Genomic DNA, 14,842 nt, shown 5'->3' with positions numbered 1-14,842 from the left:
AGGGCGCAGGACACCTGGGGGGGGGGTGGGCAAAACCCCGAAGGAGGAGACCCGCCCACACCACAAGCGCGGAAGCGACCCCGAAGTCAGAGCGCCGACAGCTCCTCCACCAGGTCGTCAAGCCCCAGCGATCCCTGCGACAGCGCCGCCATATGCCACTTCTTCGCGTCGAAGGCGTCGCCGTGCGCCTTACGGGCCGCCTCCCGCCCCGTCAGCCAGGCCCGCTCGCCCAGCTTGTAGCCGATGGCCTGGCCTGGCATGCCCAGATAGCGCACCAGCTCACTGTCGAGGAACTCCGCCGGACGGCCGCAGTGCAGCCCGAAGAACTCGCGCGCCAGCTCCGGAGTCCACCGCTCACCGGGGTGGAAGGGCGAATCGGCGGGGATCTCCAGCTCCAGGTGCATCCCGATGTCGACGATCACCCGCAGCGCCCGCATCATCTGCGCGTCCAGGTAGCCCAGACGGCGCTCCGGGTCCGAGAGGTAGCCCAGCTCGTCCATGAGCCGCTCCGCGTACAGCGCCCAGCCCTCCGCGTTGGCGCTGACCATGCCGACCGTGGCCTGGTAGCGGGAGAGCTGGTCGGAGACGTGTGCCCACTGCGCGAGCTGTAGATGGTGGCCGGGGACGCCCTCGTGGTACCAGGTGGAGACCAGGTCGTAGACGGGGAAGCGGGTCTCGCCCATCGTGGGCAGCCAGGTCCGGCCGGGGCGGGAGAAGTCCACCGACGGCTGGGTGTAGTACGGCGCCGCCGCGCTGCCCGGCGGGGCGATCATCGACTCGACCCGCTTGACCCGTTCGGCCAGGTCGAAGTGGGTGCCGTCGAGCTGCTCGATGGCCTCGTCCATCAGCTCCTGAAGCCACACCCGCGTCTCCTCGACGCCCTCGATATGGGCGCCGTGCACGTCGAGGTGGCGCAGCGCCTCCCACGGGTCGGCGCCGGGCAGGATCTTCTCGGCCTCGGTGCGCATCTCGGCGTGGATCCGGTGGAACTCCGACCAGCCGTACGCGTACGCCTCGTCCAGGTCGAGATCGGTGCCGTTCCACATCCGGGCCCAGCGGCGGTAGCGCTCACGCCCCACCACATCGGGGGCGCCCTCGATGGCCGGGGCATAGGTGTCGCGCAGCCAGTCGCGGAGCGCGACCAGCGCGCCCGTGGCGGCCGCGGCCGCCTCGTCCAGCTCACCGCGCAGCGCGTCGGGGCCCTCGGAGGTGAAGTCCGCGAACCAGCCGCCGTCCGTGCCGATCCACTCCGCCAGCTGCCCGAGGACCGTGGCCACCTGCCGGGGGCCGGCAGGCAGACTGCGCCGCAGCCCCTCGGCGAGCGAGGCGCGGTACCCCTCCAGCGCGGCCGGTACGGCGCGCAGCCGGGCCGCCACCGCCGACCAGTCCTCCTCGGTGTCGGTGGGCATCACGGTGAAGATGCCGCGCACCGAGTGCAGCGGGGAGCTCAGATTGCTGACCGCGCGCAGGTGCTCATCGGACTCGTGCACATCGAGCTCGGCGGTCAGCCGCTCCCGCAGCAGCCGGGCGCAGCGGCGCTCGGCGTCGCTGTCCGCGCCGGGCCGCGCCTCCGCCTCGGCCAGCCGGTCCAAGGTGGTGCGGTCGAGGTCGGCGATGGCCTTCGCCCCCTGGGGGGAGAAGTCCGGAAGACGCCGGGAGCTCTCGGGAACGCCCAGGTAGGTGCCGGTGATCGGGTCGAGTTCGACGAGGGCGTCGACATAGCTGTCGGCGACCTGACGGGGCAGCGGAGCGTTCTTGGTATCGGACATGCGGCCCATCCTCGTACGTTCCGGGGTGCGGCGTCAGCACCACGGGGGTGTGACGCATGGGAACAGGGGTGTGCTACGAGGTGGCCGAGCCGTCCCGGGCGGGCGGCAGCAGCGGGCCGCAGCTCCACTGCTGGAAGATCAGCCGGGTCTCGACCCGGGCCACCTCACGGCGCGAGGTGAATTCGTCCAGCACCAGCCGCTGGAGATCGGCGGTGTCGGCCACCGCCACATGCACCAGATAGTCGTCCGGCCCGGCCAGGTGGAACAGCGCCCGGGACTCGGGCAGCGCCCGGATCCGCTCCACGAACGGGCCGACCAGCTCCCGGCGGTGGGGCCGCAGCTGCACCGAGAGCAGGGCCTCGAGACCGCGCCCCAGCTTGGTGGGGTCCAGCCGGAGTTCATGGCCGAGAATCACCCCGGAGCGGCGCAGCCGGGTCACCCGGTCCAGACAGGTCGAGGGCGCCACGCCGACCTGGGCGGCCAGATCGCGGTAGGTGGTCCGGGCGTCGTTCTGCAACAGCCGCAGAATCTGAAGATCCACCGGATCGAGAGCGATGGTTTCGGCCATCGGCCGAACGTAGCACGGACGTCGGCCGCGAGCGCCCGGTGGTTGTTCACCCTTCACGCATGGACATCAGGCAGAGCACGGAGAGCACAGGCAGCGCGGAGACCGTACGGAGCACGGAGACCATACGCAGCACGGAGACCGCGCCGGGCACACCGGGGCCGCATGGCGATGTCGCCGCACCGCACGCGTTCGCCACCGAGGCCGTCCACGCCGGGCGCGAGGACCTCCCGGGCATGGGCCTGCACGCCGTACCCCTGGATCTGTCGACGACGTACCCCTCGTACGACAGCCGCCAGGAGGCCGCCAGGATCGACGCGTTCGCCGCCACCGGCGCCCGGCCGGACGGCCCGCCGGTCTACGCCCGGCTGGACAATCCCACCGTGGCCCGCTTCGAGACCGCCCTGGCCCGGCTGGAGGGCACCGAGAGCGCGGTCGCGTTCGCCAGCGGCATGGCGGCGCTCAGCGCGTGTCTGCTGGCGCGCGGGGCCCAGGGGCTGCGGCATGTGGTGGCGGTCCGCCCGCTGTACGGGTGCAGCGACCATCTGCTGGACACCGGGCTGCTGGGCACCGAGGTCACCTGGGTGGACCCGGCCGGGATCGCGGACGCGATCCGCCCCGACACCGGCCTGGTCATGGTGGAGACCCCGGCCAATCCCACGCTCGCCGAACTCGATCTGCGAGCCGTCGCCCACTCCTGCGGCACGGTCCCGCTGCTCGCCGACAACACCTTCGCCACACCGGTGCTCCAGCGCCCGGCCGAGCGGGGCGCGAGCCTCGTCCTGCACAGCGCCACCAAGTACCTCGGCGGCCACGGCGATGTGATGGGCGGCGTGGTGGCCTGCGACGAGGAGTTCGCCCGGGTGCTGCGCCAGGTGCGGTTCGCCACCGGCGGGGTGCTGCATCCGCTCGCCGGATATCTGCTGCTGCGCGGGCTGTCCACGCTGACGGTACGGATGCGGGCCGCGTCGGCGACCGCGGCCGAGCTGGCCCGGCGGCTGGCCGGCGATCCACGGGTGGCCCGGGTCCACTATCCGCGGCTCGGCGGGGCGATGGTGGCCTTCGAGCCGCACGGCGATCCGCACGCGGTGATCGGCGGGGTGCGGCTGATCACTCCGGCGGTGAGCCTGGGCAGTGTGGACACCCTCATCCAGCACCCGGCCTCGATCAGCCACCGGATCGTGGCCGAGGGGGACCGCCGCTCCTCGGGGATCGGCGACCGGCTGCTGCGGATGTCGGTCGGGCTCGAGGACGTGGCGGACCTGTGGCGCGATCTGGACCGGGCGCTCGACGGGGGCCCGGCGGGGCGCGACGAAGGCCCGGCGGGGCGCGACGCCCGCCGGGCGGGGCACGGGGACCCGGTCGGGCTCAGCGCGCGTGCGGCGGGACCGGCAGCGGAAGGACCGGCTCGGGTTTCGGTGCCGGGTCGAGGCGGGCGCTGATCACCAGCGTGCCCTGCTCGATCTGGTAGTCCAGCGGCAGTTCGAGGGCGCGCATCGCGGCGACCATGCCGGTGTTGGCCGACTGGGTGACGGCGTAGACGCATCCGCAGCCGGTCTCGGCGGCCATCGCCACCAGTCGCCGCAGCAGCTCCCCGCCGACGCCGCGGCGCTGCCACTCGTCCTCGACGATCAGCGCGAGCTCGGTCTCGTCCCCGTCCCACAGCAGATGGCCGAGGGCCACCAGCCGCCCGGAGGCGGTGTACGCGGCCAGGGTGCGGCCGAAGCGGGGGCTCAGCAGATGGGCGAGGTAGCGGTCGGCGTCACCGACCGGCCCGTGGTAGCGCAGCCCCAGCGTGGCGGGGGAGCAGCGGGCGTGCATCTCGCGGGCGGCGTCCAGGTCGCCGGTGTCGGCGCGGCGCACGGTGATGGCGTTGCCCTCGGGCAGCGTCAGCACATCGCCGTCGTGCGGGATCCGCGGACCGAGCCGGGCGTCCAGCTCGACCAGCGCGCGGGCCCGGGCGAACTCGGTGGGGGTGAACGGCAGATACGGCCGCTCGATGATGATCGCGCCGCCGGACGGGTCGCGCAGCCGCATCACGGTCTCCTCCAGGACACCTTCGGCGGGCGGTGTGCTGTCCAGGGACCGTCCGCTGAGGGACTTGGCGGGTACGGAGTGAATGGTGCAGCGGCCGAACAACTGGCGTAGCGCGAGCGGGAGTTCGGCGGCGTCCAGGGCGGTGCGGGTGGCCAGGGTCAGCGCCCGGGTCGGCGCGTCCACCAGGTCGTGGGTGTCGGCCCGCTCGACCCAGGTGTCACGGCCGCCCGCGGCGGCGACGGCGTCGGTCAGCCCGTCGGACGGCAGGGCCTCGGGCGCGCGCAGCAGGAACTCGTCCACCGTGCCGTCCGCCAGCGGATGGGTCTGGAGGGCCAGGATGTCGACCCGGTGCCCGGCCAGTGCCGCGCACAGCGCGGCGAGGGTGCCCGGCTCGTCCCGTACGGTCGTGCGCATCCGCCACAGCGTGGTGGCCTCGGGGGCCGTGGTCTCCGGGGCGCCCGCGGCGTGGGCGGGGTGGGCGTCGGCCGCGGGCGAGGCTGAGGTGCCCGGCGGCGCGTGGCCCTGACGCCGTGACCACCATGCGACCAGATCGTGCCGCCAGCGGGGGCGGTGCCGGTGAGGGGGCTCGGGGGTCGCTCGATATGTCATGCAAACACCCTTGCGCAAAGGTGTTGCGTGATCACGAACGGACTGTGACCTACGGGTTAAGGGCGTATCTGATAACAGAAGCTTATTTTGTCCGAAATCAAAAGGTTGAAACCTGAGGTTCCGTCACCCTACCGCCCACCTGCGCAGTACTCTGCCGCACCGCCGTGCGTACGCCCGCTGGAAGAGCGGCACCAGCGGCCCTCCGGCCCGGCCGAACCAGGACTCCGAACGGCTGAACGCGGTCACCGTCAGTACCACCGAGCCATCCGGCCCCAGCTCCACCACGAACGACTCCTCACCCCGCTCCGGATGGCCGGGCAGCGTGCCGTACGCGAAGCCGGTCCGGGTCTCCTCGGCGACCGTCCACACCACCTCGCACGGCGCGCGCAGCCGCAGCCGCCCGACCCCCAGGCCCACCACGACCGGCCGCCCCGGGGTCGCGACCGGGTCCGCGGCGCGGATCGACACCCCCACCGCGCGGTGCATCCGCCAGTCCATGATCGCCCGTCCGGCCGCCTCGAACGTGCCCCGCCCGTGGCCGACACGGGTCCGCACCCGCAGATGGCGATAGCCGGACGGCAGCGGCCACCGACGGGTGGCGCCCACCTCCGGATAGGTGAGCCGGGAGGCCGGACCGGGGGCGTCGCTGGATCCCATGCCCGTACGGTACGCGGTGGCCTTACGATGCGCGTCACGGAACGCGGCGGCCTTACGGTGCGCGCCACGGGTACGCGGCGGCCTTACGGTGCGCGGCACCGTCGGCGAACCGTACGGGGCCGCGCACCGCGGCTACTGGCCGACCAGACCCGGGCGCAGAGTCTTGGTGAACAAAACCTTGCCGCCGTCCTCGCGCAGCCGGACCGTCATCTCGGCGCTGTCGCCGTCGATGTCCACCTCGCCGTAGAACTGGAAGCCCTCGGCGGGCGAGACGTTCGCCACCGTCGGCGCCTTGACGAAGGACTGCTCGGGGCCGAACGTGCCGTCCAGCTTCACGGCCGGGAAGGCACCCGCGTTCAGCGGACCGGAGACGAACTCCCAGAACGGCGCGAAGTCCTTGAACGCCGCCCGCGACGGGTCGTAGTGCTGCGCCGAGGTGTAGTGGACGTCCGCCGTCAGCCACACCGTGCCGGTGATCTTCTGGTGCTTGATGTGCCGCAGCAACTCGGCCATCTGGAGCTCACGGCCGAGCGGGGCGCCCGGGTCGCCCTGCGCGACGGCCTCGAAGTCGGTGGTCCCGTCCGGGACCACCAGGCCCAGCGGCATATCGCAGGCGATGACCTTCCACACCGCGCGCGACCGCGACAGCTCGCGCTTGAGCCACGCCAGCTGCTCGGCGCCGAGGATGCCCTGGGCGTCCTCCGGCTGGCGGTTCGGCGAGTTGGGGTCGCGGTACGTGCGGCAGTCCAGCACGAAGACGTCCAGCAGCGGGCCCTGGTGCTGGACCCGGTAGACCCGGCCGCTCGCGTCCGGCCGCAGCGTGCTGATCGGGAAGTACTCGGCGAACGCCTGGCGCGCGCGGGCCGCCAGCACGTTGACGTTCTTCTCGGTGTAGCGGTCGTCGACCAGGATCTCGCCCGGGTACCAGTTGTTGAGCACCTCGTGGTCGTCCCACTGGGTGATGGTCGGCACCTCGGCGTGGAACCGGCGCAGGGCGGGGTCGAGCAGGTTGTACCGGAAGTTTCCCCGGTACTCGTCCAGCGTCTCGGCGACCTTGGTCTTCTCCGGGGTGATGAGATTGCGCCAGGTGGAGCCGTCGGGCAGCTTGACGGTCTCCGTCATCGGGCCGTCCGCGTAGATGTTGTCGCCGCTGCACAGGAAGAAGTCCGGCTCCCGGCGGCGCATCTCCTCGAAGATCCGGTAGCCGCCGTGGTCGGGGTTGATGCCCCAGCCCTGGCCCGCCAGATCGCCCGACCAGACGAAACGCACGCCCTTACGGCGCTCGGGAACCGTACGAAACGTGCCGTGCACCGGCTCACTGGTGCGGCGCGGGTCCTCCGGGTCGGCCAGCACCACCCGGTAGTGCACCTGGCTCCCGGCGGGCAGGCCGTGCAGCGCGGTGCGCCCGGTGAAGTCGGTGCCCGGGCCGACCAGCGGGCCGTGCCAGCGCTTGGCCCGCGCGAAGGACTCGGTCGCCGAGGTCTCCACGATCATCCGGGCCGGACGGTCGGAGCGGACCCACACCAGCCCCGACGACGTCGTCACATCGCCCACCTGCACGCCCCACTGGGCGCTCGGCCGCCCCGACAGCGCCTGGGCGGGCGCGCCGGACGCGGCCGCCGCGGTGGCCGATGCCACGGTGGGCACCGCGAGCGCCGCCGAGGCGGCCGCCGATCCCTGCAATACCGTGCGCCGCCCGATCCCTCTGCCCGATTCCCGCCCCATGGTGCCCTCCGTCGCTCGTAGAACCGCTGTGCTGTTGTGTTTGTTATCGGTGCAAGATGCCGCTCTTACGAACGCCCAGTGAACAACGGCGGGGCCGTCAGCGGCTGCCGTCCAGGATGACGCGGGCGACCAGCGCGGGATCGTCGTTCATGGGCACATGGCCACAGCCGGGGAGGCGGACCAGCCGGGCGCTGGGGATCACCCGCTTGGCGCGGACGCCCTGGCGGCGCGGCAGCATCCGGTCGCGCGAGCCCCAGGCGATGGTGACCGGGACATCGGGGATGTCATGGGTGAACAGCCCGGAGCTTCCGGCGGCCAGCGTGGCGCCGAAGCCGACCGCCTCGCGCATCGCCCGCGTCTCGGCGACGACGGCGTCCGGTGAACGCCGCGCGGGCCGGGCGTAGATGGCACCGGTCAGCGCGGCCCGTCCGGCCGCGCCACGGGCCAGCCACGCCACCACCGGCGGCGGCAGCGCCCGCGCCCCGGCCCGCATCGCGGACAGCACACCGAAGGCGTAGCGGCGCTCGGCCTCGGTCCAGAACCGGGCCGGGGACAGCGCGGTGACGGACCGTACGAGCCCGAGCCGGCCCAGCTCCAGGGCGATCAGCCCGCCGAGCGAGTTCCCGGCCACGTCGGGGCGCTCGACGCCGAGGGCCTCGAAGAGGGCGCCGAGCACGGGTACGACGCCGTCGAGGTCGTACGGGATGCCGTCCGGCAGCGCGTCCGACGCCCCGAAGCCGGGCAGATCCACGGCGATCACATCGCGGTCGACGGCGAGGATGTCCAGCACCGGCTCCCATGCCTGCCAGTGGTGGCCGATGCCGTGCAGCAGCACCAACGGCCGTCCCGCGCCGCGCCGTTCGTGGACGACCCGGGCGGTGCGGGGGCCGCCGGGGGTGGCGACGGAGAAGGAGAGGGACGAGGGCATCGGGTGGCTCCTCACGATCGGCGTTCCGGCAGGCGCACGCGGCGTATGAGACAGCATGTCAGCAAGAGTTACCGGACGGTAGACCCGATGACCCGCATCGGGACCCCGTATACGGCCGGCCGCGCACGCCGTCGGCCGCGCACGCCGTCGGCCGCGCACGCCGTCGGCCGCGCACGCCGCCGGCCGCGCACGCCGCTACAGCCCGCCCGCGACCCGCAGCACCGCCCCCGTCGTGTACGACGCCTCCGGCGACAGCAGCCACGCCACCGCGCCCGCGATCTCCTCCGGCTCGCCCGGGCGCCCCATCGGCACCCGCCCCTGGACGCGCCACGGCCGCTCGGGGTCGCCCATCCGCGCGTGGATGTCGGTCAGCGTCATCCCGGGCTGCACCGAGTTGACCCGGATCCCCTCCGCCGCCAGCTCCTTCGACAGCCCGACGGTCATCGCGTCGACCGCCGCCTTGCTCGCCGCGTAGTGCACATACTCCCCGGGGCTGCCGGTCGTCGCCGCGCCCGAGGAGATGTTGACGATGGCGCCGCCCTGCCCGCCGTGGCGCGTGGACATCTCGCGCGCCGCGCGCCGGGCACACAGCAGCGCCCCGGTCACATTGACGTCCACGACGCGGCGCATCACCTCCGGCGAGGTCTCGGTGAAGCGGCCCAACGGACCCGTGATCCCGGCGTTGTTGACCAGACCGGTGATCGGGCCCAGCTCCTCGCGCACCCGGTCGAACATCGCCTCGACCTGCTCCGCGTCGCTGGTGTCGGCCTGGACCACCATCGACCGCACCCCCTCCGCGCGCACCGCCTCCGCCCACCGCTCCGCCGCGTCCCGGGCGTGCTCGTAGCCGATCGCGACGCCGTGCCCGGCGCGCGCGAGCCGCACCGCCACCGCCGCGCCGATGCCGCGACTGCCCCCCGTGACCACCGTGACCTGGTCCATCCCCATCAGCTCAGCTCAGCTCCCGCCCCGTGACGCATCCCGCTCCGACGGTCACCGACGATAACCGGTCAGGGATTGGTCTTGACCAAGTACGCGCGCCGCCTTATGGTCGCATTGATACTGCAACAACCTTTAATAAAGAAGCCGCGCATAACTGTGAAGGCGTGCGCGACCATCGGCCGTCGGAATCAAGGGGGACAGGGTGGGGACCACGCAGCTGGAATCGGTGCCAGAGCCCAAGTACTGGCATCTGAAGACCGTGCTCAGCGACGCACTCGACTCGGAGTTCGCGGTCGGCGAGATCCTGCCCAACGAGCGCGAGCTGGCCGCCCGCTTCGGCGTCGCCCGCGCCACCCTCCGGCAGGCCCTCGAGCAGCTCGAGCTGGAGGGCAGGCTCCAGCGCCGCCGCGGCGTCGGCACCACCGTCGCCCCGCCCCGCGTCGGCGTGGCCGTCGGGGACTACGCCCACGGCTGGACCGACACCTCCGGCGAGAACACCTGGCAGACCGTCGACGGCACCGAGGTGGCCCCGCCCGCCGAGGTCGCCCGGCTGCTGGAGATCGACCCCGACACCCCGGTCCACCGGGTGCGCCGCACCCGGATGAGCCACGGCCAGCCGCTCGCCGCCGAGCTGCTGTACGTACCGGCCGAGTCCGTCCCCGGCCTCGCCGCCATCGACACCCCCAGCGGGCTGGCCCGCGCCCGCGCCGTGCTGCGCGAGCTGCGCCGGCTGGAGCTGGAGGGCCGTGAGCAGACCGTGGAGCTCGGCTCGGCCCGCGCGGACGACGCCAAGGAGCTCGACCGGCTGCCCGGCGCCCCCGTCCTCCTCGTGACCACCCGCTATGTGGCCGAGGGCCGCACCGCGGCCGTCGCCGTGGCCACCTACCGGGCCGACACCTGCCGGCTCACCTTCGGCGACGCGGGCGAGGAACTGCTGGCGGGCTGACCCGCGCCCGCCCCGCGTCGTGGGCCTGGCGCATGTCGCGGGCCCGGCCCGCGTCGCCTCGCCGCCGCGTACGCACGCCGAAACCCGAAACGCCCGCCCCGCCCCGCCTCCCGCGTCAGCGGCTCGCGCGGCGGGTCGTCACCGTGCTGTCGACCGCGAACAGCTCCTGCTCCACATGGTCCAGGGCCAGCCGCAGCGCCCCCGTGGTCACCGCCGCCTCGCCGAGCAGCGAGAGCGCGACCTGCGGGGGCCGCAGACAGTAGCGCGACAGCTCATCGCGCAGCGGGGCCAGCACCCCGTCGAGACCGGCGGCCCAGCCGCCCACCACCACGACCTCGGGGTCCAGCGCCAGCACCAGGGCCGCCGTATCGTGCACCAGCCTGCGCACGAAGCGGTCCACGGCCGCCCGCGCCCGTTCGTCGCCGTCCCTGGCCAGCGCGAAGACATGCGCCACCTGCGCCTCGTCCAGCGGGTTCAGCGGCTCTCCGGTCGTGGAGAGCACCTCCTCCGGGGCGGCCTCCCGGCCCAGCAGATGCAGCGCCCCGATCTCCCCGGCCGCGCCGCCGAAGCCGCGGTGCAGCCGCCCGCCGATCAGCGACCCGGCCCCCGGGCTCAACCCGGCCAGCACGAAGACCACATCGTCGGAACCGGCCGCCGCGCCCTTCCAGTGCTCGGCCACCGCGGCCGTGTTCGCGTCGTTCTCCACCAGCACCGGGCAGCGGAAGGACCGCCGCAGCCGCTCGCCCAGGGGCAGCCCGGTCCAGCCGGGGAGCGCGGTGCACAGATGGACGGTGCCGTCGGCCTCGACGACGCCGGGACTGCCCACCCCGACCGCGCGCAGCGAGAACCGGGCCACCCCGGAGCGCCGCAGCAGATCCGCCACGGTGGTGCGCACCCGCTCCAGCCGCTCGTCCGCGGACGCCTTCTCCGACACCTCGCGCACGATCGAGCCGAGCGGGCGACCATCGAGGTCCGACAGGAGCGCGGCCACCCGGTGCGGCCCTATCTCTATGCCCAGCAGATGCCCGGCCTCGGCCCGGAAGCGGAAGCGCCGCGCGGGGCGTCCCTGACGGCGTACGCCGCCCTCCTCGGCGGGCACCTCGACCACCAGACCGCTGTCGGCCAGCCCGTCGATCACCCCCTCGACGGTGGGCCGGGACAGCCCGGTCACCCGGGTCAGATCGGTGAGGCTCGCGCTCCCGGCGCAGCCGGACGCCTCGTCCTGGCCACCCCCGGCGGCCGTGCCGGACGCGGTCGCCGCGCGCAGCGCGTGCAGGACCACGGCGGAGTTGATGCGTCGCAGCAGAGACGGATCCCCGCCGGTGAGCCGCCCCAACGTCGGCCTCCCTCCCAGTGCGTATCTGCCGGATCGTATCCGCTGGGCGCGGAGGCGGCGAGTGCCGACCGCCGACCCGGGCCGCCCGGCCACCGAGATGGTCATCTGACGGGCGGCCAGATGTCCGACCTACGCGGTTTACTGACATCATGACCAGTACGGCGGACCATGTGAGCACGATCGATCAGCTGCGCGTGCGGGACTTCCCCGCGCAGCGGACCGCCGACGGATGGGTGGAGAGCGGCCCCGGCTTCCATGTGGCCGACCTCCGCGTCAGCGAGGACTTCTGGGACGCGGATCTGAGCCGGGTCGAGGAGGTGCTGGAGGAGTTCGAGGCCGAGCTGGGCGCGCTGGAGCAGGTGCTGACCTTACGGTGGGGCGCCCCCGATGTCCTCGACCTCACCGACTCCCTGGAGCGCTCGGCGATGGGCGAGCCGGTGCCGCCCCCGCTGGACACCCTGTGCGGTTACGTACCCGAGCTGCGCGTCTGGCGCGTCGACGGCCGCTGGGTCGGGCTGGGCGTCGGTCAGGGCGACCGCGAGCTGCCGTTCCAGCTGCTGGTGGCGATAGGGGAGGAGGGCACGATATGACATCGTCGGGCTCGGCCGCGTCCGGGGCACCAAACGACCGGGGCGTCCCGATCGCATAGGCTCGGCGGATGGCGAAGTACTACGATGTGCACCCCGAGAACCCACAGCAGCGCACCATCAGCAATGTGGCCGACATGATCCGCTCCGGCGCGCTCATCGCCTACCCGACGGACTCCTGCTTCGCACTGGGATGCCGACTGGGCAATCGTGACGGCATCGGCCGGATCCGGTCGATCCGGAACCTCGACGAGCGACACCACTTCACGCTGGTGTGCCAGAACTTCGCGCAGCTGGGCCAGTTCGTACACGTCGACAAGGACGTGTTCCGCGTGATCAAAGCAGCGACGCCCGGCAGTTACACCTTCATCCTCCCGGCGACGAAAGAGGTGCCGCGGCAGCTGCTGCACCCGAAGAAAAAGACGGTCGGAGTCCGGATTCCCGACCATGCCGCCACTCAGGCCTTGCTCGCCGACCTCGGTGAGCCGCTGCTCTCCAGCACCCTGCTCCTGCCCGATGAGGACGAGCCGATGACACAGGGCTGGGAGATCAAAGAACGGCTCGACCACGTGGTGGACGCCGTGGTGGACTCGGGCGACTGCGGCACCGAGCCGACCACGGTCATCGACTTGTCCGGCGGCGAACCCGAGATCGTACGTCGAGGGGCGGGCGACACGGCACGGTTCGAGTGACCGCGCCGATGGCATCGGCGACCCTGTCGTGGTAGTCGATCAGCCCTCGGCCTCGGCGGCCGCGCGCAGGCGGCCGTACTCCTCCGCCATCGCCGGCAGCGTCCAGTGCGCGTTGAGGCCGCTCGGATTCGGCAGGGCCCAGATCCGGGTCTCGCCTATGGTCCTCGGCTGCGGGCCGATCTTCGCCTTCTTGTCGCCGAACGCCACCCGGTAGGCGGTGACCCCCGCCACCGCCAGCCAGCGCGGCCGTAGCCGGAGCACCTTCTCCTCCAGGATCCGGCCGCCCTCCCGGTACTCCTCGTCGCTCAGCTCGTCGGCCCGGGCGCTGGCGCGGGCCACCACGTTGGTGATGCCGAGCCCATAGCGCACCAGCTCCGACTGCTCGGACGGATCGAGCCGCCGGGGGGTGAACCCGGAGGCGTGGAGGGCGGGCCAGAAGCGGTTGCCGGGGCGGGCGAAGTGGTGGCCGGTGGCGGCCGTCATCAGCCCGGGGTTGATACCGCAGAAGAGGACGCGCAGACCGTCCGCGACCACGTCGGGGACGAGGCGGTCGCGGGCGGCCTCCAGCTCGGCGGGGGTCGGCGCAGGGGTCATCGCCGGCGTCAGAGGATCGAGCCGGGCGCGTACGCGGCGGCCTCCGGGCGCTCCTTGACGATCTCCTCGATCCGGGCGACCACTGCGCCCACCTGGTCCGCGGCCGCGCCGGTGAAGGAGAGCTTGTCGTCCATCAGCGCGCCCAACGCGGCCCGGTCCAGCGGGATCCGCTCATCGGCGGCGAGCGAGTCGAGCAGCTCGTTGCGCTCGGCGCCCCGCTCGCGCATCGCCAGCGCCGCGGCCACCGCGTGCTCCTTGATCGCCTCATGGGCGACCTCGCGGCCCACCCCGGCCCGTACGGCGCCCATCAGCACCTTCGTGGTGGCGAGGAAGGGGAGGTAGCGGTCCAGCTCACGGGCGACGACGGCGGGGAAGGCGCCGAACTCGTCGAGCACGGTCAGGAAGGTCTCCAGCAGCCCGTCGAAGGCGAAGAACGCGTCCGGCAGCGCGACCCGGCGCACCACCGAGCAGGAGACATCGCCCTCGTTCCACTGGTCGCCCGCCAGCTCGCCGGTCATCGAGGCGTAGCCGCGCAGGATCACCGCGAGGCCGTTCACGCGCTCGCAGGAGCGGGTGTTCATCTTGTGCGGCATCGCGGACGAGCCGACCTGGCCGGGCTTGAAGCCCTCGGTCACCAGCTCGTGCCCGGCCATCAGCCGGATGGTCTTGGCCAGCGAGGACGGGGCCGCGGCCAGCTGCACCAGCGCGGTGACGACGTCGTAGTCCAGCGAGCGCGGATAGACCTGGCCGACGGAGGTGAACGCCTGCCCGAAGCCGAGGTGGGCGGCGATCCGCCGCTCCAGCTCGGCCAGCTTCGCCGTGTCGCCGCCGAGCAGGTCCAGCATGTCCTGCGCGGTGCCGACCGGGCCCTTGATGCCGCGCAGCGGATAGCGGCCCAGCAGGTTCTCCAGCCGCTCGTACGCCACCAGCAGCTCGTCCGCGGCGGTGGCGAACCGCTTGCCGAGGGTGGTGGCCTGCGCCGCGACGTTGTGCGACCGCCCGGCCATCACCAGCTCGGCGTGGTCGGCGGCCAGCTTGCCGAGCCGGGCCAGCACCGCGACCGTACGGTCCCGCACCAGCTCCAGGGAGAGTCGGATCTGGAGCTGCTCCACGTTCTCGGTGAGGTCACGGGAGGTCATGCCCTTGTGGACGTGCTCATGGCCGGCGAGGGCGTTGAACTCCTCGATACGGGCCTTCACATCGTGCCGGGTGACCTTCTCGCGCTCGGCGATCGAGGCCAGGTCGACGGTCTCCAGGACCCGCTCGTAGTCGGCGAGGGCGGCGTCCGGCACCTCGATTCCGAGGTCCTTCTGGGCGCGGAGCACGGCGAGCCACAGCCGCCGCTCCAGCGTCACCTTGTACTCGGGGGACCACAGGACGGCCAGCTCCGTGGAGGCGTAGCGGTTGGCCAGGACGTTCGGAATGCGCGGCTTACCAGTCACGTGCACAGAGTCT

At 72.9% G+C, this 14,842-nt stretch carries 14 protein-coding genes; 4 read left to right on the top strand and 10 right to left on the bottom strand.

The window, feature by feature from the left end; translation table 11 throughout:
• Window positions 1-86: 86 nt before the first annotated feature.
• Both ACT2CW_RS07545 and ACT2CW_RS07540 read right to left on the bottom strand, forming a co-directional pair.
• The gene (locus ACT2CW_RS07545; RefSeq protein WP_445515983.1) at window positions 87-1,769 is read right to left on the bottom strand and encodes a DUF885 domain-containing protein; all 1,683 of its coding nucleotides are present in this window, start codon (window positions 1,767-1,769) and stop codon (window positions 87-89) included.
• Window positions 1,770-1,842: 73 nt separating this feature from the next.
• The gene (locus ACT2CW_RS07540; protein WP_138916300.1) at window positions 1,843-2,337 is read right to left on the bottom strand and encodes an Lrp/AsnC family transcriptional regulator; all 495 of its coding nucleotides are present in this window, start codon (window positions 2,335-2,337) and stop codon (window positions 1,843-1,845) included.
• Window positions 2,338-2,396: 59 nt separating this feature from the next.
• On the opposite strand from ACT2CW_RS07540, the gene ACT2CW_RS07535 reads away from it, so the two are divergent.
• On the top strand, window positions 2,397-3,776 hold the full coding sequence (locus ACT2CW_RS07535) for a trans-sulfuration enzyme family protein (protein WP_445515982.1): 1,380 nt from the start codon (window positions 2,397-2,399) through the stop codon (window positions 3,774-3,776).
• Here ACT2CW_RS07535 and ACT2CW_RS07530 read toward each other — a convergent pair.
• The 5 genes from ACT2CW_RS07530 to ACT2CW_RS07510 all read right to left on the bottom strand — a co-directional run bounded on the left by ACT2CW_RS07530 (window position 3,703) and on the right by ACT2CW_RS07510 (window position 9,232).
• On the bottom strand, window positions 3,703-4,980 hold the full coding sequence (locus ACT2CW_RS07530) for a GNAT family N-acetyltransferase (RefSeq protein WP_445515981.1): 1,278 nt from the start codon (window positions 4,978-4,980) through the stop codon (window positions 3,703-3,705). The genes ACT2CW_RS07535 and ACT2CW_RS07530 overlap by 74 nt on opposite strands.
• 123 nt (window positions 4,981-5,103) lie before the next feature.
• On the bottom strand, window positions 5,104-5,637 hold the full coding sequence (locus ACT2CW_RS07525) for a DUF1990 family protein (protein ID WP_445515980.1): 534 nt from the start codon (window positions 5,635-5,637) through the stop codon (window positions 5,104-5,106).
• Between the two features lie 132 nt (window positions 5,638-5,769).
• The gene (locus tag ACT2CW_RS07520) at window positions 5,770-7,362 is read right to left on the bottom strand and encodes an alkaline phosphatase D family protein (RefSeq protein ID WP_445515979.1); all 1,593 of its coding nucleotides are present in this window, start codon (window positions 7,360-7,362) and stop codon (window positions 5,770-5,772) included.
• A 97-nt stretch (window positions 7,363-7,459) separates the two neighbouring features.
• Complete coding sequence (locus tag ACT2CW_RS07515; RefSeq protein WP_445515978.1) at window positions 7,460-8,290, bottom strand: alpha/beta fold hydrolase; 831 nt, start codon at window positions 8,288-8,290, stop codon at window positions 7,460-7,462.
• Window positions 8,291-8,485: 195 nt separating this feature from the next.
• Window positions 8,486-9,232 carry an SDR family oxidoreductase gene (locus tag ACT2CW_RS07510; RefSeq protein ID WP_182469780.1) on the bottom strand — a complete coding sequence of 249 codons (747 nt, stop codon included), beginning with the start codon at window positions 9,230-9,232 and terminating at the stop codon, window positions 8,486-8,488.
• Between the two features lie 202 nt (window positions 9,233-9,434).
• Here ACT2CW_RS07510 and ACT2CW_RS07505 point away from each other — a divergent pair, with 202 nt between their 5' ends.
• Window positions 9,435-10,178 (top strand): GntR family transcriptional regulator, encoded by a 744-nt coding sequence (locus tag ACT2CW_RS07505; protein WP_182469422.1) that lies wholly within the window; start codon window positions 9,435-9,437, stop codon window positions 10,176-10,178.
• Between the two features lie 115 nt (window positions 10,179-10,293).
• Here ACT2CW_RS07505 and ACT2CW_RS07500 read toward each other — a convergent pair whose 3' ends face one another.
• Window positions 10,294-11,514 carry an ROK family protein gene (locus ACT2CW_RS07500; RefSeq protein ID WP_445515977.1) on the bottom strand — a complete coding sequence of 407 codons (1,221 nt, stop codon included), beginning with the start codon at window positions 11,512-11,514 and terminating at the stop codon, window positions 10,294-10,296.
• Window positions 11,515-11,663: 149 nt separating this feature from the next.
• Between ACT2CW_RS07500 and ACT2CW_RS07495 the strand changes: the two genes are divergently transcribed.
• On the top strand, window positions 11,664-12,104 hold the full coding sequence (locus tag ACT2CW_RS07495) for a hypothetical protein (RefSeq protein WP_445515976.1): 441 nt from the start codon (window positions 11,664-11,666) through the stop codon (window positions 12,102-12,104).
• Between the two features lie 68 nt (window positions 12,105-12,172).
• Complete coding sequence (locus ACT2CW_RS07490; protein ID WP_164435047.1) at window positions 12,173-12,793, top strand: L-threonylcarbamoyladenylate synthase; 621 nt, start codon at window positions 12,173-12,175, stop codon at window positions 12,791-12,793.
• A 39-nt stretch (window positions 12,794-12,832) separates the two neighbouring features.
• Here ACT2CW_RS07490 and mug read toward each other — a convergent pair whose 3' ends face one another.
• Window positions 12,833-13,387, bottom strand: a complete 555-nt coding sequence (gene mug / locus ACT2CW_RS07485) for a G/U mismatch-specific DNA glycosylase (protein ID WP_445515975.1) — start codon at window positions 13,385-13,387, stop codon at window positions 12,833-12,835.
• Between the two features lie 8 nt (window positions 13,388-13,395).
• The gene (gene purB, locus ACT2CW_RS07480) at window positions 13,396-14,829 is read right to left on the bottom strand and encodes an adenylosuccinate lyase (RefSeq protein WP_445515974.1); all 1,434 of its coding nucleotides are present in this window, start codon (window positions 14,827-14,829) and stop codon (window positions 13,396-13,398) included.
• Window positions 14,830-14,842: the final 13 nt, after the last annotated feature.

Source organism: Streptomyces sp. NEAU-174, from assembly GCF_052665095.1.
The sequence above is the reverse complement of the archived record's forward strand: the minus strand, read 5'-3'. Positions and strand labels throughout refer to the sequence as shown.

Excerpts from the sequence above, each read along its gene's own strand:
- ACT2CW_RS07545 (WP_445515983.1), bottom strand. The coding sequence starts at position 1,769 with ATGTCCGATACCAAGAACGCTCCGCTGCCCCGTCAGGTCGCCGACAGC.
- ACT2CW_RS07540 (WP_138916300.1), bottom strand. The coding sequence starts at position 2,337 with ATGGCCGAAACCATCGCTCTCGATCCGGTGGATCTTCAGATTCTGCGG.
- ACT2CW_RS07535 (WP_445515982.1), top strand. The coding sequence starts at position 2,397 with ATGGACATCAGGCAGAGCACGGAGAGCACAGGCAGCGCGGAGACCGTA.
- ACT2CW_RS07530 (WP_445515981.1), bottom strand. The coding sequence starts at position 4,980 with ATGACATATCGAGCGACCCCCGAGCCCCCTCACCGGCACCGCCCCCGC.
- ACT2CW_RS07525 (WP_445515980.1), bottom strand. The coding sequence starts at position 5,637 with ATGGGATCCAGCGACGCCCCCGGTCCGGCCTCCCGGCTCACCTATCCG.
- ACT2CW_RS07520 (WP_445515979.1), bottom strand. The coding sequence starts at position 7,362 with ATGGGGCGGGAATCGGGCAGAGGGATCGGGCGGCGCACGGTATTGCAG.
- ACT2CW_RS07515 (WP_445515978.1), bottom strand. The coding sequence starts at position 8,290 with ATGCCCTCGTCCCTCTCCTTCTCCGTCGCCACCCCCGGCGGCCCCCGC.
- ACT2CW_RS07510 (WP_182469780.1), bottom strand. The coding sequence starts at position 9,232 with ATGGACCAGGTCACGGTGGTCACGGGGGGCAGTCGCGGCATCGGCGCG.
- ACT2CW_RS07495 (WP_445515976.1), top strand. The coding sequence starts at position 11,664 with ATGACCAGTACGGCGGACCATGTGAGCACGATCGATCAGCTGCGCGTG.
- ACT2CW_RS07490 (WP_164435047.1), top strand. The coding sequence starts at position 12,173 with ATGGCGAAGTACTACGATGTGCACCCCGAGAACCCACAGCAGCGCACC.
- mug (WP_445515975.1), bottom strand. The coding sequence starts at position 13,387 with ATGACCCCTGCGCCGACCCCCGCCGAGCTGGAGGCCGCCCGCGACCGC.